Genomic DNA, 24,761 nt, shown 5'->3' with positions numbered 1-24,761 from the left:
GTGTCAGCGTGGGGAGCGATGACAGCCCGCGACCAGCTGCTTGAGCCCTTCCATGTTCTGGATTTTGACGTCTCGGCCCGATATTTCTACCAGTCCCTGATCCCGCAGGTGCGCGATACCACGGCAGATGGTTTCCAGTCGCAGCCCCAGGTAGGAGCCGATTTCTTCACGACGCATTTTCAGCACGAAGTCCCTGGAGGAATAGCCACGGATACTGAAACGTTGCGACAGGTTCAGCAGAAAAGCCGCCAGCCGCTCATCCGAGTTCATATTGCCCATGAGCATCAACATGCTGTGATCACGCACGATTTCACGGCTCAGGAGCCTGTTAAGGTTGTGTTGCAGCGACGGCAGGCTTTGCGCGAGTTTCTCCAGTTGCGCAAAGTGGATGGGGCAGACTTCGCTGTCCTCAAGGGCAAACGCATTGCAGGCATGCTCATCGGCGCTGATGGCGTCCAGACCGAGCATCTCGCCGGGTATGTGAAAACCCGTGACCTGTTCACGACCATCCACCGAGAGCACACTGGTTTTGAACGAGCCGATACGCACGGCGTACAGCGAGCGCAATGGATCACCTGTGCGGTACAACGCGGCCCCCTTTTTAACCTTGAAGCGCTGCACGATCAGCGTATCCAGTCGCTCGACTTCCGCGCCGCTCAAGCCAATCGGCAGGCACAACTCCAACACGCTGCAGTTGGAGCACGCGGCCTTGAGGTAATGAACTTGAAGTGGGCGAGTTTCAGGCATGAGAGGGGACGCCATCTAGGGATGGTCTAAGCATAGATGGGGGGCTTTGGGGCGCGCACCTCATTCGGGCGTTTGCCGGGGTAATCGACGAACGGGGAAAACCCGCATCCTGTGGGTCGATGTTCATAGCGTCCCACGCCATTCAACTTGATCGCCGGCGGTGAGACTTGATGTAAATCAAGTCTTGAGCGTTTCAGACTCCCAGAATCCACGAATGACTATCGGTAGGTCGGACCGTTGGGGAGAACTTCATGAGCGATTTTCTGAGTGATGAGCAACTGGAAGGGCTGGATGCCTATTGGCGGGCCTCCAATTATCTGGCCGTCGGGCAGATTTACCTCAAGGACAACCCGCTGCTGAAGCAACCGCTAACCCTGGCGCACATCAAACCGCGGTTGCTGGGTCATTGGGGCACGACGCCGGGGCTTAACCTGATCTACACGCACCTCAATCGACTGATCAACCAGTACGACTTGAACATGCTCTTCGTCGCCGGCCCCGGTCATGGTGGGCCAGCGGTTGTCGCGCAGACCTACCTGGAAGGCACCTATACCGAATTTTGTCCATCGGTGGAGTGCAATACCAACGGTCTGGTTCGCCTGTTTCGGCAGTTTTCCTGGCCTTACGGGATCTCCAGCCATGTGTCGGCGCAGATTCCGGGCTCGATCCATGAAGGCGGCGAACTGGGCTATTGCCTGGCCCATGCCTACGGGGCCGCGTTTGATAACCCTGACCTGATCGTCGCCTGCGTGATCGGTGATGGCGAGGCCGAAACCGGTACGCTGGCCGCCAGTTGGCATTCCAACAAATTCCTCAACCCGGCGCGTGACGGGGCGGTATTGCCGATCCTGCACCTCAACGGCTACAAAATCGCCAACCCCACGGTGCTGTCCAGAATCAGTGAGGATGAACTGTCAGCGCTGATGTATGGCTATGGTTACGATCCGTATTTTGTTGAAGGCGATGATCCGGCGCAGGTGCACCAGGCCCTGGCCCGGACGCTGGATACGATGGCGCTGAAAATCCGCGAGATTCAGCGCGAAGCGCGCCAGTCTCGGCAGTCCGGAGCGCCAGAACGGCCGCTTTGGCCAATGCTGATATTGCGCACGCCCAAAGGCTGGACCGGCCCGAAATTCGTCGATGGCCATCGCGTCGAAGGCACCTGGCGCGCGCATCAAGTGCCGCTGGCCGATTTCCAGCAGCCGATTCATCTGCGGCAATTGGAGGAATGGCTCAAAAGCTATCGTCCCGACGAACTGTTTGATGCCAATGGCGCCTTGCTGCCAGAGATCGCCGCGTTGGCCCCCACCGGGCACCGGCGCATGAGCGCCAATCCCCATGCTAACGGAGGGTTGTTATTGCAGCCGCTGGGCCTGCCGCGATTCACCGACTATGCGGTGAAACTCGAGGTGCCTGGCAGCCTGCGCGCCGAGGCCACACGGGTGTTGGGTACGTTTTTGCGCGACGTGATGAAAAACAGTCTGGGTGCCAGCAACTTTCGTCTGTTCGGCCCGGATGAAACCGCTTCAAACCGACTGGATGCAGTCTATGAGGTCAGTGCCAAGGCATGGATGGAACCGCTGGAGCCCGATGATCTCAACCTGGCAGCCGATGGCCGAGTGATGGAAATCCTCAGTGAACAGGTGTGCGAGGGTTGGCTCGAAGGCTATTTGCTGACAGGCCGCCATGGTTTGCTGTCCTGTTACGAGGCGTTCATTCATATCGTCGATTCGATGGTCAATCAGCATGCCAAATGGCTGAAAACCGCTGCCGAGGTGCCGTGGCGAAAACCCGTTGCTTCGCTCAATTATTTGCTGACGTCCCATGTCTGGCGCCAGGACCATAACGGTTTCTCCCACCAGGACCCGGGGTTCATCGATCTGGTGGCGAATAAAAAGTCGGACGTGGTGCGGATCTACCTGCCGCCCGATGCCAATTGCCTGCTATCGGTCGCCGATCACTGCTTGCGCAGCCGCAACTACATCAATGTCATCGTCGCCGGCAAGCAACCGGAATGGCAGTGGCTGGATATCGATGCCGCCATCGGTCATTGCCAGACGGGCATCGGTCGATGGGACTGGGCGTGCCAGGATGATCAAGACCCGGACGTGGTCATGGCCTGCGCCGGTGACGTCCCGACCCTGGAAACCTTGGCCGCCGTGACCCTGTTGCGAGAGTACGTGCCGGATCTGCGGGTGAGGGTGGTCAATGTCATGGACTTGATGGTGCTGCAGCCCTCTTACCAGCATCCCCATGGTTTGCCGGACAGTGCGTTCGATGAATTGTTTACCGTCGACAAACCGGTGATCTTCGCCTTCCATGGCTACCCTGCGCTGATCCACCGACTGTTGTACAAACGCAACAATCACGAGAATTTCCACGTCCGTGGCTTCAAGGAGGAGGGCGCGACCACAACACCGTTCGACATGGCGGTGATCAACAACCTGGATCGCTATCAATTGGCGCTGGACGTCATCGAGCGCGTGCCCCGGTTGCACGATCAGCTGCAAACCGCACGGTCGCGCTATTGGTCGACCATGGAGAAACACAAGCTTTACCTCATTGAGCACGGGCAGGACATGCCCGAAGTACTGAACTGGCAATGGACGCCAGTGGCGGGTCGCTGAGGTCCGACAGGGCCGCGCGGCGCCGAATACCCACCTGACTGGAGACAGATCATGAGCCAGTATCAGCGGTTGTTACTGATCATCAACCCGGCCCTGCGCCATTCCCAGGCAATCAACCATGCTGCCGCTCTGGCCAAGGCCAGCGGCGCGAGTTTGCACATTGCTGCCTGGATTCCTTCGTTGAAAATGTTGTCGCTGCTCGAACAGGGCGAACGGGAAAAGGCTCGGGAGCGTTACCTGCAGGACCATCGCGATTGGCTGAACGCTCAGACAACTAATCTGCGTGGCAGGGGGCTGGATGTGACCGCAGAGGTGGATTGGGCTGATGACCTGCGACAGGACATTCTTGATCACGTCTTGGAAATGCAACCCGATCTGTTGATCAAGGAAGTTCAGCATGAATCAGCGCTCAAGCGCGCCTTTTTCACGCCTCTGGATTGGCATTTGTTGCGCCACTGTCCGGTACCGGTTTATCTGGTGAGCGGAAGCGGCTTCGTGTTGCCGCGTAAAATTGTGGCGGCGGTGGAAGTGTCGGACACCGAAGCGCCAGACAACGAGTTGAACGAGCGGATTATCCAGCAAGCTACCGCTTTGGCCATGCAATGTAATGCCGAGTTGCATTTGCTGTACGCCTGCGACATTTCCGCTGCCTTTCTGGCGGACATGGGCGGTCTGACGCTGGCTGACCTCACCAAAGCGCTGCGCCGAGACCTGGAGAAGTCTTTCCTCAAGTTGGCCGGCCGGTATGGTGTGGCCTCTGATCATCGACATTTCATTTTAGGAAATCCCGTCACGGCGCTGAGCGAGTTCGCCCACGATCATCAAGTGGATGTGATTGTGATGGGCAAAGTCCAGTCCCATGGGGTGGACAAGCTTCTGGGTAGCACAACCGAGCATATTTTGTATCAGGTGCCTTGCAGCGTCCTGGCGGTCTGAGTCTGAAGAGACTCAGGCCGTTTATGCCAGACCGACAGACGGGTCTGGCAGAGAGCGTCCGATACCTGCGCGTGCTATTTGCTCTTCCAGTATTTCTGCATTTCGAGAAATAGAAACGAGGCCGTCCAGGTTATGAGCACCAGACCCGTCAGCGCTTCCAGGCCGGTCAGGTACTTGAGATTGCCGACGGGTGAAATATCGCCGAAACCGATCGTCGTGTAGGTCGTGAAGGAAAAATAGACGCAGTCCAGCAGCGAACCATCGAAGTTGCCGGTCAGGCCGCCCCATTCGCCGGAGCGCACCATCAGGTAATAGACCAGCGCGAAGCACCAGACTTCTAACGCGTGGGCCAGCAGGGCGCCGAATACCCCGACGACAATCCTGAAACGGCTCCAAAGCTTGAGCCGCGGCAGCCAATCGTTCAGACGTAACAGGCATTCGTAGTGGATCACCACGGCGATGATGACCACCAGTGTGTTGATCAAGGTGACTGCCAGCATGGCGAACCTCCGGCGGTAGCGGATGCGCGGTGTTCCGCACTAAGGGGTGACAACAAGACACGCTCCTCAGGGTGGCGTCACGGTCAGTGGGGTGGATAGCGGGGCGGGTTTGATCGGCATGAGCGGTGGAAACTCTTCGGGCGTCAGGGTTTCTTTCTCCACCAACAGGTGTGCACCAGCGTCCAGATCTCCCCGGCGACTGGCGAGCAGGGCCTTTGCCCGCCCAAAGGCTTCATCGAGCAGGGCACGAATACCCAGGTCAACTTCCCTGGCCGTTTGTTCCGAATAGTCTTTCTCGCCAACGCCCTGCATACGTTCGCCCAGATAAGTCGCGGTTTGCCGCTCCAGCACCGACTGTCCGAGTTCGGTACTCATGCCAAACCGGGTGATCAATTGTCGGGCGATATCAGTGGCGCGGGCCAGGTCATCGGCAGCCCCGGTAGAAATCTGGCCATAAGCAAGGTATTCGGCGGCGCGTCCGGCCATCAGCACCACGATCCGGTCCTTGAGCATTTGGCAACTGATGAGGAAGTGATCTTCGGTCGGTCGCTGCAGCGTATAGCCCAGAGAGCCAATGGAGCGGGGCACAATTGAGACTTTATGGACGGGGTCCATGGCGGGCAGGCTACTGGCGGCCAGGGCATGCCCCATTTCGTGATACGCCACCACCTGGCGCTCGTCGGGATGTAGCACGCTGCTCTTGCGTTCAACCCCCGCGACGATACGTTCCACTGCCGCCGTGAAGTCATTCAGGCTGACCGCTTCGGCGCCACGACGAGTGGCCACGATTGCCGCTTCGTTGACCAGGTTTGCCAGATCAGCGCCCGTGAAGCCCGTGGTGATGTCGGCAATACGCTCGCCATCCAGCCTCGGCTCCACAGTGATTTTTTGAAGATGGACCTTGAGGATCGCTTGCCGGCCTTTACGGTCCGGGCGATCAATCAGCACCTGGCGGTCGATCCGGCCGGCTCGCAGCAGCGCCGGGTCGAGGATCTCTGGCCGATTGGTCGCGGCCAGTAATACAACGCCCTCACGGGGATCGAATCCGTCCAGTTCTGCCAGTAACTGGTTGAGGGTTTGCTCCTTTTCGTCATTGCCGCCAAATGTGCCAACGCCTCGCATTTTGCCCAGCGCATCCAGTTCGTCGATGAAGATGATGCAGGGCGCCGCCTGCCGCGCTTGCTCGAACAAGTCGTGCACACGGGCGGCACCCACGCCAACGAACATTTCGACAAATTCCGATCCAGAGATCGAGAAAAACGGCACACCGGCTTCACCCGCGATGGCTTTGGCCACCAGGGTTTTGCCGGTTCCCGGCGGACCGACCAACAACGTACCCTTGGGAATGTGCGCCCCCAAGCGTGCGTATTTGGCCTTGTCCTTGAGAAAAGAGACGATTTCTACCAATTCGGCCTTGGCTTCATCGATACCCGCGACATCGGCGAAGGTCACCCCGGTATCGCGCTGGACGAACACCTTGGCCCGAGACTTGCCGATGTTCATCAACCCGCCTATGCCTTGTTTTTCCGCCATGGCGCGAAACAGAAAATGCCAGATCACCATGATCAGGAAAAACGGCAGCAGCCAGCCCAGCAGTCCATTCAAAAAGGTGTTTTCGTTGACCCCGGTAAAGCCGACACCCGATTGCGCGAGATCCGTCGCCAGCGCCGGATCGACCCGCACGGTGGAGAACAGGTTGTGCCCGTCAATGGGTTCCTGCAGTTTGCCGCTGATCTGATCCTTCTCGACCCGTAAATCGCTGACCTTTTGCTCGTTCAGCAATTGCAGAAACTGACTGTATGGAATGCTCTGCACGACACGACGATCAATAAACAGAAATTGAACGAGGGTGAGCACGACAAACGCGATCGCGAAGTAAGACAGGTTCCATTGGTGATTTTTTTTCATGACCTTCGCTCAGAAAGGAGGCATGGGTCGAACAGGCAGATCGCAGGTTCCCGGGTGATCGGCTCAAGCAAGCAGCAAACGGTCCTCCACCTCCCTCACCCCGGGCACCGACCAGGCCGCCCGTTCCGCTATTCGGCGCTCGCGCCACAAATGAACTTTGCCTTCCAGCCTCACCACATCCCCATCGACCCTGACGTGAATCTCCTTGGCGTCGACTTCGGCGTTGCGCTTGAGGGCTTCTTCAATGCGATGCTGGATATCGACCACATCCACTCGGGGGACGAGGGTGAGTCGATTGTCCACACAGACCACGCCGGACAACTTGCGCACAGCGCGCTCGGCGGCTTCTTTCTGGTACTGCCAGTCCACTTCGCCTTCAAGGGTGATCCGCCCGTTCTGCACGATAACTTTAATCTCACCGTCGGGAACGTCGGCACTCCATTTGATGATGTTCAAGGCGCGGCTCGCGATGGTGTCGTCCGCTGTGCCGGCCCCTTTCTCCAGCCTGACCTGGATTTCTTCGGCCACAGCGCGCACCCCTTTGATGCCTTTTACCGCGCGCTCTGCACTGACTTTCTGTGCATAGCTGTTGACGTGACCGGAGAGGGTGACAACGCCATTGTCCACGGCAACGCCAATGTGGGCAGCGTCGATTTCAGGCTTGAATTCAAGCTCTTCCAAAATGGTCTTACGCAGACTCAAGTCGCTCATGACGGTGTCCTCTGTTTGATGCGCAATTGATGGGTCGCACGCGCCCGGTTGGTTTTTTTTACGCCCGAACGGCGCCAAGACATTGAGCTAAATCAACAAGGCTTCAGTGAGTTCTTCATTAATCGCCAGCGGGCCATTAGTTGACAAAAATCAGAGTGTGCAGGTGATGGAGTCCGATACTTGGGGCAACGATCTGAAGCTTTTCCAGTTGAGATAGACCAAGAGGAAAAAGTCATGAATAAGCGCTTGCCCTTTGTATTGCTGAGCGTTCTGTTGGCAGCGACTGCCGGTTGCAGTCATCAGCGCACTCAGGAATTCGACGCCCGATTGGAGGCCGCCGAAAACAATGCCGCAACGGCGAGGCTCAGGGCCGATGAGGCCTACATGAAGGCGGAACAGGCGCAGGCAACGGCCAGTCAGGCGCTACGCACGGCCGATGAAGAGAAGGTGCGTGCCAGTCGGATAACCAATAAGGCGACTCGCAAGTAACGAGCGATTGTACGAATTCCTGACAGGAAGTCGGGTTTGCAGTCCGCCAGGTAACGCGTTCCAAGGACGAGGTCTATGATGTTGAAACTTAAACGTATCCTATTGATTGCCCCCACCGAAATGACCCGCACCCCGGCGTTTGACCGGGCGCATGCACTGGCCTGTGCCACTGGAGCCTTGTTGCACATCGTCGCGTTCGACTATGTGCAGGCGCTGGCGGTGGCCGGGCTGTTTGATCACGATGCGATGGCTCAGGCACGGGAGGGCTACTTGCAGGTGCATCGACACTGGCTGGAGCAACAAGCCCGGTTTCAACGATGCATCGGGTTGCCGGTAACCACCGAGGTTGTCTGGGCCAAGTCCACCCCGGCGAATATCCTTGAGTACGTCAATGACTTCCATGCGGATCTGGTGATCAAAGACACCCGGCACGTACCGGCACTCGATCGCGCATTCCATCGTCCTCTGGACTGGCTGTTGCTGCGCAACTGTCCGGCCCCCTTGCATCTGGTTACTGAAGCTAAAAATCCCAAACCGTTGAAAATTCTCGCGACCATCGATCTGTCCCATCTGGAGGAACTGACCCAAGGGCTCAATGACCGGATTCTCGACCTCGCCTCTACGCTGGCGGCCTCCTGTGACGCCGCCTTGCACGTGTTGAATGTCAACAACTGGTCGGTGATGGGCGACGCTACGAGGAGTGTGCCGACACCGAGTCTGGATGACAGTTTGAGAGACGCGGTCAACGATGCCCAGGAGGAGGCCTTTGAGGTACTTGTCGAACGCTATGGCATTGAAAAAAAATGCCAGCATCTACTGACCGGCATTCCCCACAAGGTGATCGGACTTTTCGCCCAACAGAATGCATTCGACATGGTGGTGCTGGGTACGGTCTATCACCACGGGATCGACAGGTTGATCGGCAGTACTGCCGAGAGCGTACTGAACAGGGCCCCGTGCAGCTTGACGATCGTCAAGCCATTGCCCTGGCTTGACTGAAACGACGACCCGGTCGCACCCGCTGTTGATAAAAATCAACGGCTCTTGCGCCAAAGGGAGCGATCAATAGCGCTCCCATGAATGTTCAAGGAGGCGGCCATGCGAATGACATTTCTCGGTGCAGCAGGCACGGTCACCGGCAGCAAATACCTGCTGGAACACCGCGACCAACATGTACTGATCGATTGCGGCCTGTTCCAGGGCTATAAACAACTGCGGTTGCATAACTGGGACCCGTTCCAGCTTCCGGTTGAGAACCTCGACGCTATCGTCCTGACCCATGCCCATCTGGATCACAGCGGCTACCTGCCCGTCTTGGTGCGCAGCGGTTATCGCGGGCCGGTGTATGCCACGCCCGCCACCTGTGAACTGGCGAGGATCCTGCTATTGGACAGCGGCCGCTTGCAGGAAGAGGCCGCCGAGTTCGCCAACCGGCATGGTTTTTCCCGGCACAAGCCGGCGTTGCCGCTTTATACCGAGCAAGATGCCGAACGGGCACTGAAACTGTTACGGCCCGTGGAGTTGCACCACAAGGTCGAAATTGTCCCAGGCATGACCATCCAGCTTCGTTGTGCCGGGCATATTTTGGGTGCAGCGACGGTGGAGGTGATCGCCGATGGCATCACGCTGGTCTGTTCAGGGGATCTGGGGCGGCCGGATGATCCATTGATGTTCGCTCCAGAAATCGTCGAGCAGGCTGATTATCTGCTCGTGGAATCGACCTATGGTGATCGCAAGCATCCAGTCGAGTCGCCGGAGGCGCAATTGGCTGAAGTCATCACCCGCACCACGCTGCGTCATGGCATCACCTTGGTTCCGTCGTTCGCAGTAGGGCGCGCCCAACTGTTGATGTACCACCTGTATCGGCTGAAACAACGACACGCGATTCCCGATGTGCCGATCTATCTCAACAGCCCGATGGCCACCGACGTCACGAGTTTGTACCAGCGTTTTCGCAGCGAGCACCGTTTGTCCCCCGAAGAATGCGAAGGCATGTGTCACGTCGCGCAGTTCGTGCGCACCACCGCAGATTCGATCAAGCTGGATCAGCAGCGCACCCCGGCGGTGATTATTGCTGCCAGCGGCATGGCCACGGGGGGGCGGGTAATCCACCACCTCAAGGCGCTGGCCCCCAACCCGATCAATACGTTACTCGTACCTGGTTTCCAGGCCGGCGGTACCCGTGGCGCGCAAATTGTCGCAGGCGCGCCTTCGGTGCGCATTCACGGCAAGGATGTGCCAATCAGGGCCGAGGTGGTGCCGATGGAAACCCTGTCCGCGCACGCCGACGCCGATGAAATCATGCAGTGGTTGCGCGGGTTCAAGCAGCCGCCGAAACACACCTACGTGGTGCACGGCGAACCCAATGCTTCGGATGTGCTGCGTCGACGTATCAGCCTGGAGCTGGGGTGGTCGGTCTCGGTGCCGGAGTATCGCGACAGTGTTGAGCTGACCCAGTAAACCGGTCCTGGCGAGGGGGGATGGAAGCCGTCTTGAGGTGAGTGAAAACGGATACCTTCCTCGGCTGTGACCTGAGTGCCAGCGGTGCCGTTGACGATGCCTTCAATGTCGGCCAATGAGCCGATGGCCGCCACTTTGCCGGTGTTGACGATCAGCCTGGTGTACATGGTGTCAGCTGAATGTGTGAAGCGTATTTTCTACCGTCGTCAGCGTTCGAAGCGCCATCGCAGATCCGTCACGCCTGTCTCTGGATGATGGGGAGGGCGTGGCATAAGCATTCACGTGCTGTCATCGGTTGTTCTTGTCCCTGGTATGCAACCATTCCTGCCAGGCTTGTCGGTATTTTTCATCCGCCCGTTTTTTCGCGTCAGAAAACTTATGGATGGTTTGCGTCGAAACGGGCTCGTTCAACAGTGCGTAGGCTTGATCGTTCAAACGGTCGGCTTCAAAAAACAACGCCCTGCTGCGGCTGCTCGATTCAAGGTTGGCTGAATGCGGCATGGCTGATTCATTGATGACCATGGTCGTACTCCTTCTGGAAGCACAAGAAGGTGAGCTGGGTGTCCTGGTCCCCCTCAACTTTCCATATTGAGACAACCGCGCCCGGTTCTATTCGTCACGTGTCCAGTCGTTTTTCAGGGTGTTTCCAAGCCCGGTTCCCGGCTTGATAGACCGCGTCACACTGCGGGCAGATGGCTGAACCCTCAACCCTCAACCCTCAACCCTCAACCCGCAACCCTCAACCCGCAACCCGCTGCAAGCAATACGGATCATGAGTGGATGTTTTGAACAGCTTGCTTTTTTGACTTTGCTGAAACTTGTCCATGGCTTTTTTCCTCGCGCATCAAATGGGAAAAAAACTCACCTATAACCGTGAAACCGTGACCGAAAAACAGATCCCTTCTCCTTTCAGCCTGCTGAACACACACCGTCATTTGGACTCGGTTTCTTGCTGCGCGAATTGATCTTTGTCAATTCCGGGACGTGAACTGACAGTCGGTCATCCCGAGGGTGCGCGCATTCTTTGGGCGATTTGGGGCGCGGTGGCGTTGTGAGTTTGTTGATAAAAGTCAACGTCGCACGGGCCAGTTCATAGAAGCTGAAAAACGTACTTGTTGTAAAACTGGCCAGGAGAGCACCCTGATGGCTCACACTAAAATCGTGTTTCGTGCTGCAGCTCGCGAGAAAATCCTGAGTGGCGCCACACAGTTGGCGGATGCCGTGCGCGTGACGCTGGGGCCGAAATCAAAATCGGTATTGATCCAGAATAAGTGGGGCAATCCGACGGTTTGCAATGATGGTGTCACGATCGCCAAACGCATTGACCTGCTCGACCCCGAGGAAAACCTGGGCGCGCAAATGCTGCGTCAGGCGGCCGAGCGCACAGGCGATGCGGTAGGGGACGGGACCAGTACGTCAACGGTGCTGGCCCATGCAATCCTGGCCGATGGCATCCGCAACGTCGTTGCGGGTGCCAGTGCGATCGACCTCAAGCGCGGCCTGGATCGTGGGCTGTTGTTGGTCGTGGAATCCCTCGCCGCCCAGTCGCGCCCGGTCAGCACGCCCAAGGAAAAGGCCCAGGTCGCCACGCTGTCGGCGCATAACGATGCTGTCATCGGTCAGCTGGTGGCAGACGCCCTGGAAAAGGTCGGCGTTGAAGGTGTCGTCAGTGTCGAGGAGTCCAAGACCACCGAAACAGTGGTCGAAGTCATGGAAGGCATGCGGTTTGACCGGGGTTATGTCTCACCCTATTTCGTCACCGATGCCGAGAAGATGCAGGTCGAACTCGATGACGCCTACTTGTTGCTCTGTGACCATAAGATCGGTGCACTCAAAGACTTACTGCCCTTGCTCGAACTCGTTGCCAAAAGCGGGCAACCGCTGGTGTTGATCGCAGACGACATCGAAGGTGAGGCGTTGACCACACTGGTCGTCAACCAGATAAGAGGTGTTCTGCGAGCGGTGGCAATCAAGGCGCCAGGCTTTGGGGATCGGCGCAAGGAAATGCTTCAGGACATGGCCGTTCTGACCGGGGCAACGGTGGTTTCCAACGAACTGGGCGTCACCCTCGAACAGGTGGAACTGAACCAGTTGGGACGTGCACATCGAGTCGTGGTGCAAAAAGACAGCACAGCGCTGATCGGGGGCGCCGGTACACACGAGGCCATTGAGGCGCGTTTGCAGCAGATCCGTGCGCAAGTAGACAGCACCACCAGCGACTACGACCGTGAAAAGCTTCAGGAACGACTGGCCAGGCTGTCTGGTGGTGTCGCGGTGATCCGGGTCGGAGCGCCTTCCGAAGCCGAAATGAAGGCACGCAAGGATGCACTGGATGATGCTATCTCAGCGACCCGGGCGGCGATCGCCGAAGGCATTGTTCCGGGGGGTGGTCTTGCGCTGCTCAAGGCCGTCCCGATTATCGCCGCCGAAGAGGCCCGCTATGAGGGTGATGCCAGGACCGGCTTGCAGATTCTTCGCCGGGCGCTGGAAGCGCCGGCCAGACTCATCGCTGAAAATTCGGCAGTGGATGCCGGCGTCGTGGTTGCACGCATGCTTGCGGAACCTGGGAACATTGGCTTCGATGCGTCCGCCAATTGCTATGTCGACATGTATGAAGCCGGCATCATTGATCCGACCAAGGTGGTGCGTATTGCCCTCGAAAATGCTGTTTCAGTCGCCAGTATCTTGCTGCTGACCGAGGCGACCATGACTGATATTCCGGAAAAGGAATCACCTGGCCAGCCACCGTTCCCTGAGTGAGGGCTGTGAAAGGGGGTAACGCTCACGTATACGAGGACGTCTCGATCAACGCCAGGTGACTGAGCAACGGGTTTTCGCCGTGCAGGTTGTTCACTCTCGCCTCCACGCCATCTGCGGACTTTTCGGCAGTGTGAAGAAGGGAAGGCCCGCTCCGATTGATAGTGATCAAGTACGGTGGAATGAAAGGCTGCTCCTCTTACGGGGGCTCACGCCGGTAGTTGATATTTATCAACGTCAGGCACTTTCCAGAGGAGCAACCTGAATCAACGCTGGTGCTTGGTCCGGCGTGGACGCAACGGCTGAGCCCTACGAGGCCAACGGCAGGCGTTGAAGCCCTCTGCCTGGAGTCAGACCATGAGCCAGTATCAACAGTTGTTACTCATCATCCACCTGGCCCTGCGCCATTCTCCGGCAATCGACCATGCAGCAGCGCTCGCCAAGGCCAGCGGTGCACGTTTGCATATTGCGACGTTGATTCCTGCGTTGAAACTGTTGTCGCTGCTCGAAGAAGGCGACCGGGAAAAGGCTCGGGCGCGTTACCTGCAGGACCATCGCGATTGGCTGGAGGACCAGTCCAAACTTCTGCGTGGTAGAGCGATCGAGGTGACCACCGAGGTGGCTTGGGCTGATGACATGGAGCAAGACATCCTGGATCACGTCAAGGAACTGCAGCCCGACCTGTTGATTAAGGAAATCCAGCAAGAATCAGCGCTCAAGCGCGCGTTTTTCACCCCGCTGGACTGGCACTTGCTGCGCCACTGCCCGATACCGGTCTATCTGGTGGGCGGCGGTCATGCCTTGCCACGCAAGGTCGTGGCGGCGGTTGACGTTTCGGACACCGAGCCTGCAAACAGCGAACTGAATGAGCGGATCATTCAACAAGCCACCAACCTGGCGTTGCAGTGTGATGCAGAGTTGCACCTGCTGTATGCCTGCGATCTTTCGGGGGTGTATCTGGCGGACATGGGGGGGCTCGCGCTTTCAGACATCACCAAAGAGTTGCGCACAACCGAGGAACAATCGTTCATCAAACTGGCCGGTCTGTGCGGCGTACCCTCTGACCGCCGGCATTTCGTTCTCGGACACCCGGTCTCGGCGTTGAGCGATTTTGCCAACGAGCAGCAGGTGGATGTGATCGTGATGGGCAGAGTCCAGTACCACGGCCTGGAGAAGCTGCTGGGCAGCACGACCGAACATATTCTGTACCAGGTGCCTTGTAGTGTTCTGGCGGTCTAGAACGGACAAGGCCATGTTGTAACGAAACGACAGGCGTCATTGCCTGAGGAGGTTTTTCATGAGTCAAAGCCCCTCATTGCAAACCACATTGGAGGACCGGGCAGAAGCCGGTCGACGTCTGGTGGAACCGTTGCTCAAATACGCCCATCGACCCGATGTCATCGTCCTCGCCTTGCCCCGTGGCGGCGTTCCGGTCGCCTATGAAGTGGCCAAGGCCCTGGAGGTGCGCCTGGACCTGATGCTGGTCCGAAAGCTGGGCGTTCCGTCCCAGCCGGAGTTCGCCATGGGCGCCATTGCCAGTGGCGGTATACAAATCATTAATGAAGACGCCTTGCGGGCGCACCCCATTACCCCGGTCGCGTTCGATGCCGTGCTCGCGCGCGAAACACAGGAGCTGTTGCGTCGTGAGCAGGTGTACCGCGGAACCCGCCCACCCGTGCGACTGAAGGATCAGGTGGTGATCCTGATCGACGATGGCCTGGCAACCGGGGCCTCGATGATGGCGGCAATCCACGCCGTGCGAATACAAGCACCGTCTCGCATCGTCGTCGCCGTGCCGGTTGCGCCGCTGGAAACGGTGGAGGCACTGCGCAGTGAAGTCAACGAGGTGATCTGCCCGCTGATTCCCGAGTGGATGATGTCGATCGGTTATTGGTACTTGAGATTTCCCCAGACTTCAGACGAAGAGGTCATAGATTTGTTAATGCGGGCCTGGCAGCGAGAGTCTGCCACCAGCGCCTCGGCTCAGGGGAACGTCGATGACTGAGTCGCAATATCGACAGCTGGACCTGAGGGACGTTGAGTTATCAGCCGATTTGCGTCTGCCGACCAACGCCAGCGCTCTGGTGGTCTTCGTGCATGGCAGCGGCAGTGGTCGTACAAGCCCGCGCAATCAGTATGTTGCAGAGTCGCTGGCCAGCAGGGGGCTGGCGTCGCTGCTGTTCGACCTGCTCACGGAGCCGGAGCAACGCCTGGACAACCTCACCCGGGAGCTACGTTTCGATATCGCCTTGCTCGCCAGGCGACTGGTGGAGGTCATCGACTGGGTCGGTCGCGACGCGGAATTGCACTCGCTACGAATTGGTCTGTTCGGCGCCAGCACCGGTGCGGCGGCGGCGTTGTTGGCGGCGGCCGTGCGCCCGGAGGTGGTGCATGCGGTGGTTAGCCGAGGAGGGCGTACCGACCTGGCGGGTGCGGTATTGTCGCAGGTGAGGGCGCCCACTCTGCAGATCGTTGGCGCCCAGGACCCGGTGGTACTCGAACTGAATGACCAAAGCTGTCATGCCTTGCGGTGTGAGCAGCATCTGGAGATCGTGGCGGGCGCTACCCATCTTTTTGAAGAACCGGGGGCCCTTGAGGAAGTCGCCAGACTCGCTGGCGACTGGTTCGAGAAGCATCTGCACGGCCCCGACTGAAAACGCTTGATCGGCCTCACACGCCAAACGGATAGGTTTCGTCTTCCGGTTCGAGTTTCTGGCTTTTCGGCAGCGCCAGTGCTGTTACGGGTTGGGTCTGTTCAATCCAGATCATGGCGTCGAACTGTTCGGCCAGCATTGCTTCGAAGTAGTGACTGCCACGCTCGGTTTCGGGGCGGTAAATCACCCCGATGGCCCGTTCCAGCAACGGTTTGGACAACACCCGGCGCAGCTCTTTGCGCGTTGGGTCTCGCCAGTCGGTCAATGACGCCGGCACACCTGCCTTGAGGAACTGATGCTCCCAACTGTCCGGGCGAGAGGGCCGGATGTCCTTGATCAGCATGTCACCGTCCCAGTCATCGGCCGCAGCCACCTGGCCACGGTCGGTGCTCATACCGATCAGAACGACATCGCGTCCATAGGCGCTGCGGCACAGCTGACCGATGTTGAATTGGCCCTTCCAGCCCATTTCCGTGGCGGCCGCGTTGCCGATATGAGAATTGTGCGCCCAGACCACGGCTTTGGCTTGCGGGCCCCGGTGTTCAAGGAGGGCCCGTAGTGTGTCGAACATGTGCCGGTCACGCAGGTTCCATGAGGCGGTCGACCCTCGATAAATCGCCCGGTAATACTGCTCCGCCGCCTGCACCACCCGGGCGTTTTGCGCCGCATTGAAGAACGCCTCGTCATTCTGGATGAGCCCCGCCAGTTGTTCGGCCAGCATGGCGTTGAGCTGTTCGATCACCGCTTGTTCACAGGGCATCACACCGCCACGTTCGACGAAGTGGCCATACAGCGCGGGATCATCCTGCCACGGGGTCAAGCAGCCATAGCGCCGCCGGGCTTCATGGGCCAGAGGCGGGTCGACCCGGTCCAAATAGGCCAGCACTTCATGAATGGAGTTGCGCAAGCTATAGACATCCAGGCCGCGAAACTCAACGCGACGGTCAGCGGCGTGCTGGTGATTGTACTGATGCAGCCAGTGGGTGAATGCCTTTACCTCGCTGTTGCGCCACATCCAGGTCGGGAACCGGCTGAAAATGTGGCGCTTCCACGCGGAATGCGCCAACCCCCGGACGTACTGGTCGACGTGGCCGGCGTCCGGCCAGTCTGCTTCAACCGCCACGATATTGAACCCGTGCCGCTCGATCAGCCTTTGGGTAATCGCCGCCCGGGTTCGATAAAAATCACTGGTGCCATGACTGGCCTCACCGATCATCACCACGCGCGCATCCGCGTAGCGATCGAACATTTCACCAAACGCGGATGAATCCAGCGCCGGCAGAGGCTCAGCGTATTGGCGCAGAAGAGGTGCGATGGCGGCCTGGTCAATGTGCCGAGGTGAGCCATACAGTTTATCCAGCATGTCTTGGGAGGGTGTGTTCATGACCGTCATCCCCATAAGGGTGGGTTACCGCCAGCGGTATTGCGCTTGCGCTCAACCGCCCGAAATCAATCCGCAGGTGCTCGACACATTGTGTTTGCGCAAACCTTTGTGTCGCTTCGTCACCTGTTTGATTATTCCTACACCTTGAACCAGACGAACAATTGAGATTCGTCAATAAAGAGCGCGATGCCTTAAGCGTAGGTACCGGGATCCAGTATTCGTTGGCTGCTGAATATGACCTGACGCGATGGGCGTTATTCCGAATGCAGGCTTGGAAGGCTCATTTTCCTTTGACCTTGTAAATGGTCTGCGTCTAGCTAGGCTCCAGCCTAGGGCGGTCATCAGGGCAGGACATTGAACGGTAAGTGAAGGACGCGTATTGATCCGCTGAACACAGGGGCGTAGATCATGGAAGCATTTGGCATGAAGAGTTCTTTCAACCGATCACATCTTACTCTTGCCCTCTGCGTAGCAGCGCTCATGGGCTGTACCCGTACGAGCGAAGAGACATCGCAAACAACCTCGCCCATGTCCGGTATCGCCATGGCGGACCAGGTTTGCGCCCAATGCCATGGGCTGACAGGGGAATCCATCTCGCCAACGTTTCCCAAGTTGGCCGGGCAGCAAAAAGAGTACCTGAAGTTGCAGCTGGCTGACTTCAAGAGCCATGCACGCAACGATAAAGCCGGGACTCAGTACATGTGGGGTTTTACCCATCTGACAGAGACCCAGATTGCCGAGCTGGCCGACTATTTTTCAAGTCAGAGCCCCATGAAGGCGGATGCCGACACGCCTGATGCCCGCGGTGAATTGATCTTTCGCCAGGGCTCGCCTGGTGCGGGCGTCGCGCAGTGCAGTTCGTGCCATGGTGCTGACGGTCAGGGCAGTGGCGAGATTCCCCGCCTGGCGGGTCAACATGCCGATTATATGATTCGCCAGATCAAGGTTTTTCAACAAACCAACCAGCGTCCCCGAGGTGACCTGACGAAGCAGATTGCTCACGCACTGTCTGATGCGGATGCCGAATCTGTCGCTCATTACATGGCGACACTCGGGGCCAAAAAATAGTGGTCTCCGAGGTGTCTGTAATGAGCTTGAACTGAAACCAATGACAAGGTCGCAAGATCGGCTGATTCAATGACAAAAAAAGCCCCCGCCGGTTTCCCGGCAAGGGGCAGGGCGGTCTGGGGTTCACTCGCCTTTGATCGGCACGACCTTATCCGCTTTCATGGCTTCGGGATTTTTCGGCAGCGAGATGCTCAGCACGCCCTTGCTGAAACGCGCGTCGATCTTCTCGGCATCGACCCCTTTGGGCAGGTTGAACACCCGCTCGAAGGAACCGTAGTGACGCTCGCTGAGGTGATAACCCTTCCTTTTTTCTTCCTTGTCCTCTTTCTTTTCGCCTTTGATAATCAGGCTGCCGTTGGACAGTTTGATCTCAATGTTTTTCTGATCCATACCGGGCAGTTCGGCAGTGATTTCGAAGCTTTTGTCTTTCTCGGTGATGTCCACGGCAGGCAGGCTGTGTGCGATCAGTTCCCGACGCCAGAGCGGCTCGACATCGAACAGCCCGCGACCGAATGGCGACAGCCCAGAGCCGCGATTGAAGTCTTCGAACAGGTGATCGACCTGTTGCCGAAGTTTTTCCAAGGGGCGCCAGAGGTCTGTTACCACTGGATGCTGAATGGCTTTGTCGTCGCTATGAACCGGCACTTTTTTTTCGCTGTTGCTCATTTTGATTCCTCCTCTTGGGTAATAGAGATGGATCGCAAACACCCGTTTGGCGGTCCACCACGACAGAACAAACACGCCACACTGGCCCCTACAAGGCCAGTGTCCCGGACCACAGCATCCAGCCGGCGAAGGCCGCCGCCACCCAGATGATGATCAACAGTCCCGTCTCGGGGCCGCTGAGCGGTTGCCCCTGACGAGTCTTCATAGTGACCAGGTAAATCAATGAACCGGGGGCGTAGAGCAAAGCGCTGAGCAACATGTATTTAGGCCCGGCGGCATACAGCAGCCACAGGCAATACAGCGTGGCGACCGAGGCGATGGCCATATCGCGTAGTCGCAGGGCGCGGTGGCCGGCATAAACTGCCTGCAAGTGGGTGGGCAGTCGGCGGGATGACCGGCTGGGTGCCTTGCAGGTGCGTAGCCATGGGAGCCTCCACGAAACGAAAGTTTCTGCACTCATCGAAGGCGATGGTGCGAATGCTGACTCTAATTTCTACATGTCCGTCCAACGCCTGATTGATTTAGATCAGAAAGAAGGCAAACACCTGGTTTGTCCGGGCACAGCCATGACCTGCGTTGTGTCCAACGCCTCAATTGCGGCCCCCCGGCGGACACAAAAGACATTCGAGTCCTAAGCTCTACTTCGATGAGCGACAGATGTTTTTACGGCGAGGCCTGCAAATCGCTTTTTTAAGGAACTCACTTCGATGCTCAGTAAGTGGCTGGACCCCGTTCTGTTGCTGCTCACCGCACTGACGCTGCTGGCCGGCGGCATTGCGTATGTTGCGCAAGCACCTGATTGGGCCTCGAGGTGCTGGGCCGCAGGAAGTCTGGTGATGTCCGCAGTGCTGCTCGTTGAAATCGTCAGGCGCCTGGCCCGGCGCGAGGCCGGTGTCGACCTGATCGCGCTGCTGTCGATCACTGCCGCCCTGGTCTTTGAGCAGACACTGGTGGCGGCGGTGATTGCCTTGATGCTGGCGACCGGACGCACCCTGGAGTTTTTCACCAAGCAACGCGCCGACCGCGAGCTTCGTGCGCTCATCGACCGGGCGCCACGTTTTGCCTGGCTGCAGGAGGAGGGTGGCTTGCGCGAGATCCCCGTTGAGCAGGTCCAGCTAAATCAAACATTGCTGGTGCGGTTGGGAGAGGTGATACCGGTCGATGGTCGCCTGCTGAGTCCTGCGGCCATTCTCGACGAATCGGCGCTCAGCGGTGAGTCGTTGCCCGTCACCCGTCGAGAAGGTGAGCAACTGCCCAGCGGCGTTTCCAATGTCGGTGCGCCCATCCTGCTAATCGCTACGCGAACGGCCGCGCAGAGTACCTATGCCGGCATCGTGCGGCTGGCCGAGGAGGCACGTCGTTCGCGCGCACCTTTCGTGCGCCTGGCCGACCGCTATGCATTGTTCTTCATCCCATTGACGTTGTTGCTTGCCGGATTCGCTTGGCATTTGAGTGGTGATCCTTTGCGAGCGCTGGCGGTTCTGGTGGTGGCCACACCTTGTCCTTTGATTCTGGCGGTACCGATCTCCTTCATGTCGGGTATTTCGAGAGCCGCGCGGCGCGGGATCCTGATCAAGGACGGCGTGACCCTGGAAGCGTTGGCCGGAGTCAAGCAGGTGTTCCTCGACAAGACCGGCACGCTGACCAGCGGCCACGCCCGTCTGCAGTCGGTTGAGGTGAATGGGCTGGCCGATCCGCAATATTTGCTTGGCCTGGCTGCTTCACTCGCGCAGGCCTCGACGCATCCTGTCTCCCAGGCAATTGTTGAAGCGGCGCATCAGCGTCAATTGCCTCTCAGCGTCCCACAGGACGTAGAAGAAAACCCAGGCTCTGGACTTTGTGGGCAGGTCGATGGCGTGCAGGTGCGTTTCGGCACGTTGTCTTTTGCTCACAAAGACACCCCTGAAACTGACTGGGCCGCCGCCATGCTGCGCCACATGGATTACCTGGCGTGCAGTGGAAGCTTCATCGACGTGGATGGCAAACTCGCGGGCCTGCTGGTTTTCTCGGACAAGGTTCGGCGCGAAACTCCACAGACTCTGCGTCGACTGCGCAATAGGGGCATCGAAAAGATCGTCATGCTCACAGGCGATCGCCTGGAAACCGCCGAGATGATTGCGCTGTCTGCCGGGATTGACGAGCTGCGTGCCGGGTTGACCCCTGAGGATAAAGTGCGTGCTGTACAGCAAGGTTGCCTGCGCACTAGCACATTGATGGTCGGCGATGGCATTAACGACGCCCCCGCGCTGGCGGCGGCGAATGTCGGCGTGGCCATGGGGGCCAGCGGTGCCACTGCTTCTGCACAAGCCGCTGGTGTTGTGCTGTTGGTGGATCGTCTGGACCGTCTGGTCGAGGCGCTGGACATTGCCCGACGCACCCGCTACATCGCCCGCCAGGGTGTGTTGGTCGGCATGGGGATGTCGTTGCTGGCCATGGCGGTGGCGGCCATCGGTTACTTGCCGCCGCTGATTGGCGCCGTGGTGCAGGAGGGCATCGACGTGGTGATTATCCTTAACGCGTTGCGGGCTCTGGGGCCGTTGTGGGGGCAGAAAAAACGAAAGCTTGCCGCAGAGCATATCGATCGCCTGCAGGACGAACACCAGCAACTCTCCACCGTATTGAGCGATCTGCACCAACTGGCCAGCGACTTTGCCCAGCGCCCACTTGCGCAAGCACAGACCGACTTGCAGGAACTGGTCGACAAGCTGCAAACGTCACTGGCGCAGCATGAACACGAAGATGAAAACACACTGTACCCGCTGCTGACGCGAAGCATGCCGGGCGAGGACCCGATGTCGGCTATGAGCCATGCTCACCGGGAGATTTTTCGTCTTATCCATTTACTGGCGCGCATGAGTAGCGACTTCAGTTCCGACCCCGCAACGGCACCTGCTGATGAGATTCAGCATCAGCTGATTCGTCTGGATACCCTCGTGCGACTGCACTTTGATCAGGAGGAGGAACTGTTTCGTTATCTGGATTGGCGCTAGAAATTCAATCCGGCAAAAGGGGGATGAAATGAGTAAGACCGATGAGCGTGATAAGCGTTGTATCGCTTCTCCATACCTCGAAGACGTCGAAGCGATTGTCCGTCACCTGGATTCTGACAGGCGCACGAGCACGGGCGTGCCACGATGGTCTTGAATCGTGCATTTTGGGGGCGCTTGGTTTGGGACTACGCTAAAGCCATGCGGATCGTCGATCAATCGGGACCCACTGTTCGAGCTGCGTCCGTCTCTGGAGCGCCCAATGCCGTTCATCATCACGCGCCTGGTGGCGCTGTTTGTTCTTTGCCTGACGCTTGAAGTGCCAGCCCAGACCAACGCCTGCCCGGCCGGCGAGACACAAGTGTGCCTGGACGGCTGCATCTGTCTGCCAGGCCTGGTGTCTGATGACATCCACCAGATCGCGGCACCGGCCCTGGCGATGTGGCTGACCCAAGCCCGCGCTGACGCAGCCAGCACCGGCATCCAACCCATTCCACCGCACATCCGCGAACAACTGCTGCGCTGGTACGACCCCAGCGTCCTCGATACTGCGCGCTACAAAGTGAGCGACAACGGCCAATTCAACGCCGCCACGGCCATGCTGCAAAACCCCGATGTCGGTGCCGTGACGCTGATCGACATTATCCTCTTCCGGGACGCTCAAACCGCCGAGCAGGACATCGCGCTCTGGGCTCACGAACTAAAGCATGTGCAGCAGTATCAGGAATGGGGGGTAGAAGGATTCGCCCAGCGCTATACACAGGATTTCAATGCTGTGGAAGCGCCGGCTTATGCCATACAGGCTGAGGTCAGGCGGTGGGGGCGGGAAGGGAATTACTGAAGCGCCCGAATTGGTCGATTGCACTCACCCCCGCTGCTCGGCCACCAGCAGCAATGACTGCGGCACAGGACTTTGCGGGTGCTGCGGCTCCTGCAGGGCGGCCAGCTGAAAACCGGCCATGTCCAGCGCATTGAGCCAACTGGACAAGGTGCGAAAGTACCACGGCATGGTTTGCCACTGGCCCTTGAACCCGGCAAAGGTCTCTTCCCGCCAGCCATCCTGATAGTCGCCCGCCGCTGCGGTCCATGGATGCAGCGTCTGGATCACCAGCGCGCCGCCAGGGGCGAGCAGGGCGTTCATGGCGGTGAGCAGAGGGATGATGTCCTGGTGCAGCAGGGCGAAGTTGGCGCAGATCAGGTCGTAGTCGCGGCCGATGTCCACCTTGGCCTCCACCAACGCTTCATAGCTCGCCACATGCACCGGCGAAGAGCCCGCCGCCCGCGCCGCCTCGACCAGCGTCGCATCGCCATCCACACCGACCGCTTTGATGCCCCGTTCAGCCAGCGCGCGCAACAGCCAGCCCTCGCCGCAGCCCAGGTCGAGCACGCGCTCGGGCTGGCGGCCCAGCACCGCCAGCAGGATGGCCTGGTCGGTGACCTTGAGGCGGCTTTCTATGGCGCCGGTGCGGATGGCGTCGATCCAGGACTGGGCGTTGTGGTGCCAGCTGTCGAGGAGGGTGGATTCGGGGGTGGGCATGTCGGTGACCGGCGTTGTGGGTTGGATAAAAGGATAGGACACGTGCGGGTGGATCGAAAAATTCTTACCAGCCTTTCACTCCGCTCATATCGGGCAGCCAGCGTCAGAAAGCCCAGGCTGTAGTAGAGGCTCGGACGACGCAGAACTCAAATCGAGCGTTGATTCACACGCTGAGTCAGTTCTTCCGCCGACTCCTTGCGTTCGGAATAGCGGTCAACCAGATCCGGACGTTCACGCAGCAGCAATGTGAACTTCACCAGTTCTTCCATGACGTCTACCACCCGGTCATACAGCGCGGACGGTTTCATGCGGTTGCCTTCGTCAAACTCCAGAAAAGCCTTCGGCACGGAAGATTGATTAGGGATCGTGAACATCCGCATCCAGCGTCCCAGCACGCGAAGCTGATTCACCACGTTAAAGGATTGGGAACCGCCGCTGACCTGCATGACGGCGAGCGTTTTCCCTTGGGTCGGGCGAACGGCGCCCAGGGCCAGCGGCACCCAGTCAATCTGGGCCTTGAATACGGCAGACATGGCGCCGTGGCGCTCAGGGGAACACCAGACCTGTCCTTCAGACCATTGCATCAGCTCCAGCAATTCCTGAACTTTCGGGTGATCACTGGGGGCGTCATCCGGTAGCGGTAGTCCCGATGGATTGAAGATCCGCGTCTGCGCACCGAAGTGTTCGAGCAGACGGGCGGCTTCTTCGACCAGCAGCCGACTGAATGACCGTGCGCGGGTCGACCCGTACAGCAACAGAATTCGTGGTTTGTGTTGGTCGTCGTCACCGGCAATGGGCTGAGTCAATGACGCGTCTAGATTAGGCAGTGAGTGGGTCATGGGGGCTCCCGTTACAGTGTGCTGATGCGGTCGAGTTCGCGCTTCAGTGCATCGCGATCAAGTTGGGCGAAGGGCAGGGCGAGGAAGGCCCGGCAGCGTGTTTCGATGCGCGCAAGCGTCGAGTGGAATGCAGCGGCGACGACCGTTTCGTCACCCTTCACCTCTGATGGATCCTCCAATCCCCAATGGGCTTTCAACGCCGGCCCGAAGTAGACCGGGCAGGCCTCACCGGCGGCCTTGTCGCACACGGTGATGACAATATCCGGCGGGTTGGCCTCGAAGGCGTCGTTGCCTTTGCTGCTTAACCCGTCGATCGCAATCCCGGCCTCTTGCAACGTGGTCAGGCTGCGCGGCAGCACCTGTCCTTTGGGGAAGCTGCCGGCGCTGATCGCCTGGAAGCCTTGCGGGGCGAGATGATTGAACATCGCTTCGGACAAAATGCTGCGACAGCTATTGGCGGTACACATGAACAGAACGCGCATGGCGACTCC

The 24,761-nt window shown here is 58.7% G+C and carries 23 protein-coding genes and 1 pseudogene; 12 read left to right on the top strand and 12 right to left on the bottom strand.

Translation table 11 applies throughout. The annotated features are described in order from the left end of the window. Positions 1-3 precede the first annotated feature (3 nt). A complete protein-coding gene (gene fnr / locus DFS28_RS05555; protein WP_111448917.1) occupies positions 4-747 on the bottom strand; it encodes a fumarate/nitrate reduction transcriptional regulator Fnr in 744 nt (247 codons plus the stop codon). Between the two features lie 251 nt (positions 748-998). On the opposite strand from fnr, the gene DFS28_RS05550 reads away from it, so the two are divergent. Together DFS28_RS05550 and DFS28_RS05545 are read left to right on the top strand one after the other, a co-directional pair. Next, positions 999-3,374 (top strand): phosphoketolase, encoded by a 2,376-nt coding sequence (locus tag DFS28_RS05550; protein ID WP_111448916.1) that lies wholly within the window; start codon positions 999-1,001, stop codon positions 3,372-3,374. Between the two features lie 51 nt (positions 3,375-3,425). Then, positions 3,426-4,310 (top strand): universal stress protein, encoded by an 885-nt coding sequence (locus tag DFS28_RS05545; RefSeq protein ID WP_111448915.1) that lies wholly within the window; start codon positions 3,426-3,428, stop codon positions 4,308-4,310. A 74-nt stretch (positions 4,311-4,384) separates the two neighbouring features. Here DFS28_RS05545 and DFS28_RS05540 read toward each other — a convergent pair whose 3' ends face one another. From DFS28_RS05540 to DFS28_RS05530, 3 genes are all read right to left on the bottom strand, one after another. Next, positions 4,385-4,810 carry a potassium channel family protein gene (locus DFS28_RS05540; protein ID WP_111448914.1) on the bottom strand — a complete coding sequence of 142 codons (426 nt, stop codon included), beginning with the start codon at positions 4,808-4,810 and terminating at the stop codon, positions 4,385-4,387. A 66-nt stretch (positions 4,811-4,876) separates the two neighbouring features. Continuing rightward, complete coding sequence (ftsH, locus tag DFS28_RS05535) at positions 4,877-6,718, bottom strand: ATP-dependent zinc metalloprotease FtsH (RefSeq protein WP_111448913.1); 1,842 nt, start codon at positions 6,716-6,718, stop codon at positions 4,877-4,879. A 63-nt stretch (positions 6,719-6,781) separates the two neighbouring features. Then, positions 6,782-7,429, bottom strand: a complete 648-nt coding sequence (locus DFS28_RS05530; protein WP_111448912.1) for a BON domain-containing protein — start codon at positions 7,427-7,429, stop codon at positions 6,782-6,784. A gap of 234 nt (positions 7,430-7,663) precedes the next feature. On the opposite strand from DFS28_RS05530, the gene DFS28_RS05525 reads away from it, so the two are divergent. From DFS28_RS05525 to DFS28_RS05515, 3 genes are all read left to right on the top strand, one after another. Then, a complete protein-coding gene (locus tag DFS28_RS05525) occupies positions 7,664-7,918 on the top strand; it encodes an Lpp/OprI family alanine-zipper lipoprotein (protein WP_111449126.1) in 255 nt (84 codons plus the stop codon). A gap of 78 nt (positions 7,919-7,996) precedes the next feature. Continuing rightward, positions 7,997-8,917 carry a universal stress protein gene (locus tag DFS28_RS05520; protein WP_111449125.1) on the top strand — a complete coding sequence of 307 codons (921 nt, stop codon included), beginning with the start codon at positions 7,997-7,999 and terminating at the stop codon, positions 8,915-8,917. A 99-nt stretch (positions 8,918-9,016) separates the two neighbouring features. After that, a complete protein-coding gene (locus DFS28_RS05515; RefSeq protein WP_256596787.1) occupies positions 9,017-10,378 on the top strand; it encodes an MBL fold metallo-hydrolase RNA specificity domain-containing protein in 1,362 nt (453 codons plus the stop codon). Between the two features lie 44 nt (positions 10,379-10,422). On the opposite strand, the pseudogene DFS28_RS30735 reads toward DFS28_RS05515, so the two are convergent. Both DFS28_RS30735 and DFS28_RS05505 read right to left on the bottom strand, forming a co-directional pair. After that, a pseudogene (locus tag DFS28_RS30735) lies at positions 10,423-10,524 on the bottom strand (carbamate kinase); the annotation flags it as partial. Positions 10,525-10,666: 142 nt separating this feature from the next. After that, positions 10,667-10,900, bottom strand: a complete 234-nt coding sequence (locus DFS28_RS05505; protein WP_111448910.1) for a hypothetical protein — start codon at positions 10,898-10,900, stop codon at positions 10,667-10,669. A 621-nt stretch (positions 10,901-11,521) separates the two neighbouring features. On the opposite strand from DFS28_RS05505, the gene groL reads away from it, so the two are divergent. The 4 genes from groL to DFS28_RS05480 all read left to right on the top strand — a co-directional run bounded on the left by groL (position 11,522) and on the right by DFS28_RS05480 (position 15,789). Then, on the top strand, positions 11,522-13,138 hold the full coding sequence (gene groL / locus DFS28_RS05495; RefSeq protein ID WP_111448909.1) for a chaperonin GroEL: 1,617 nt from the start codon (positions 11,522-11,524) through the stop codon (positions 13,136-13,138). A 354-nt stretch (positions 13,139-13,492) separates the two neighbouring features. Beyond that, entirely contained in the window at positions 13,493-14,374 is an 882-nt protein-coding gene (locus DFS28_RS05490; protein ID WP_111448908.1) for a universal stress protein, read from the top strand. A gap of 58 nt (positions 14,375-14,432) precedes the next feature. After that, a complete protein-coding gene (locus DFS28_RS05485) occupies positions 14,433-15,140 on the top strand; it encodes a phosphoribosyltransferase (RefSeq protein ID WP_111448907.1) in 708 nt (235 codons plus the stop codon). Next, positions 15,133-15,789: a dienelactone hydrolase family protein gene (locus DFS28_RS05480; RefSeq protein ID WP_111448906.1), complete on the top strand. Its 657-nt coding sequence runs from the start codon at positions 15,133-15,135 to the stop codon at positions 15,787-15,789. Before DFS28_RS05485 ends, DFS28_RS05480 begins: the two co-directional genes overlap by 8 nt. Positions 15,790-15,805: 16 nt before the next feature. On the opposite strand, the gene DFS28_RS05475 is transcribed toward DFS28_RS05480, so the two are convergent. Beyond that, entirely contained in the window at positions 15,806-17,173 is a 1,368-nt protein-coding gene (locus DFS28_RS05475) for an erythromycin esterase family protein (RefSeq protein WP_111448905.1), read from the bottom strand. Between the two features lie 408 nt (positions 17,174-17,581). Between DFS28_RS05475 and DFS28_RS05470 the strand changes: the two genes are divergently transcribed. Next, positions 17,582-18,241 carry a c-type cytochrome gene (locus DFS28_RS05470; protein ID WP_111448904.1) on the top strand — a complete coding sequence of 220 codons (660 nt, stop codon included), beginning with the start codon at positions 17,582-17,584 and terminating at the stop codon, positions 18,239-18,241. 123 nt (positions 18,242-18,364) lie between these two features. Here the strand turns inward: DFS28_RS05470 and DFS28_RS05465 are convergent, their stop codons facing one another. Together DFS28_RS05465 and DFS28_RS05460 are read right to left on the bottom strand one after the other, a co-directional pair. Continuing rightward, positions 18,365-18,907, bottom strand: a complete 543-nt coding sequence (locus tag DFS28_RS05465; RefSeq protein WP_111448903.1) for an Hsp20/alpha crystallin family protein — start codon at positions 18,905-18,907, stop codon at positions 18,365-18,367. An 88-nt stretch (positions 18,908-18,995) separates the two neighbouring features. Next, a complete protein-coding gene (locus DFS28_RS05460) occupies positions 18,996-19,232 on the bottom strand; it encodes a hypothetical protein (RefSeq protein WP_256596786.1) in 237 nt (78 codons plus the stop codon). 382 nt (positions 19,233-19,614) lie between these two features. Between DFS28_RS05460 and DFS28_RS05455 the strand changes: the two genes are divergently transcribed. Together DFS28_RS05455 and DFS28_RS05450 are read left to right on the top strand one after the other, a co-directional pair. Next, positions 19,615-21,897 (top strand): heavy metal translocating P-type ATPase, encoded by a 2,283-nt coding sequence (locus DFS28_RS05455; RefSeq protein ID WP_111448902.1) that lies wholly within the window; start codon positions 19,615-19,617, stop codon positions 21,895-21,897. A 259-nt stretch (positions 21,898-22,156) separates the two neighbouring features. Beyond that, entirely contained in the window at positions 22,157-22,735 is a 579-nt protein-coding gene (locus tag DFS28_RS05450) for a DUF4157 domain-containing protein (RefSeq protein WP_111448901.1), read from the top strand. A gap of 24 nt (positions 22,736-22,759) precedes the next feature. Here the strand turns inward: DFS28_RS05450 and DFS28_RS05445 are convergent, their stop codons facing one another. From DFS28_RS05445 to DFS28_RS05435, 3 genes are all read right to left on the bottom strand, one after another. Then, the gene (locus DFS28_RS05445) at positions 22,760-23,431 is read right to left on the bottom strand and encodes a bifunctional 2-polyprenyl-6-hydroxyphenol methylase/3-demethylubiquinol 3-O-methyltransferase UbiG (protein WP_111448900.1); all 672 of its coding nucleotides are present in this window, start codon (positions 23,429-23,431) and stop codon (positions 22,760-22,762) included. A gap of 146 nt (positions 23,432-23,577) precedes the next feature. Beyond that, positions 23,578-24,270 (bottom strand): arsenical resistance protein ArsH, encoded by a 693-nt coding sequence (gene arsH, locus DFS28_RS05440; protein WP_111448899.1) that lies wholly within the window; start codon positions 24,268-24,270, stop codon positions 23,578-23,580. A gap of 11 nt (positions 24,271-24,281) precedes the next feature. Next, positions 24,282-24,752, bottom strand: coding sequence for an arsenate reductase ArsC (locus DFS28_RS05435; protein WP_008154752.1), 471 nt, complete (start codon positions 24,750-24,752; stop codon positions 24,282-24,284). Between the last annotated feature and the right edge of the window lie 9 nt (positions 24,753-24,761).

It is taken from the genome of Pseudomonas sp. 478, assembly GCF_003254125.1.
Lineage (GTDB): Bacteria > Pseudomonadota > Gammaproteobacteria > Pseudomonadales > Pseudomonadaceae > Aquipseudomonas.
This window is presented reverse-complemented; position numbering and strand designations above follow the sequence as displayed.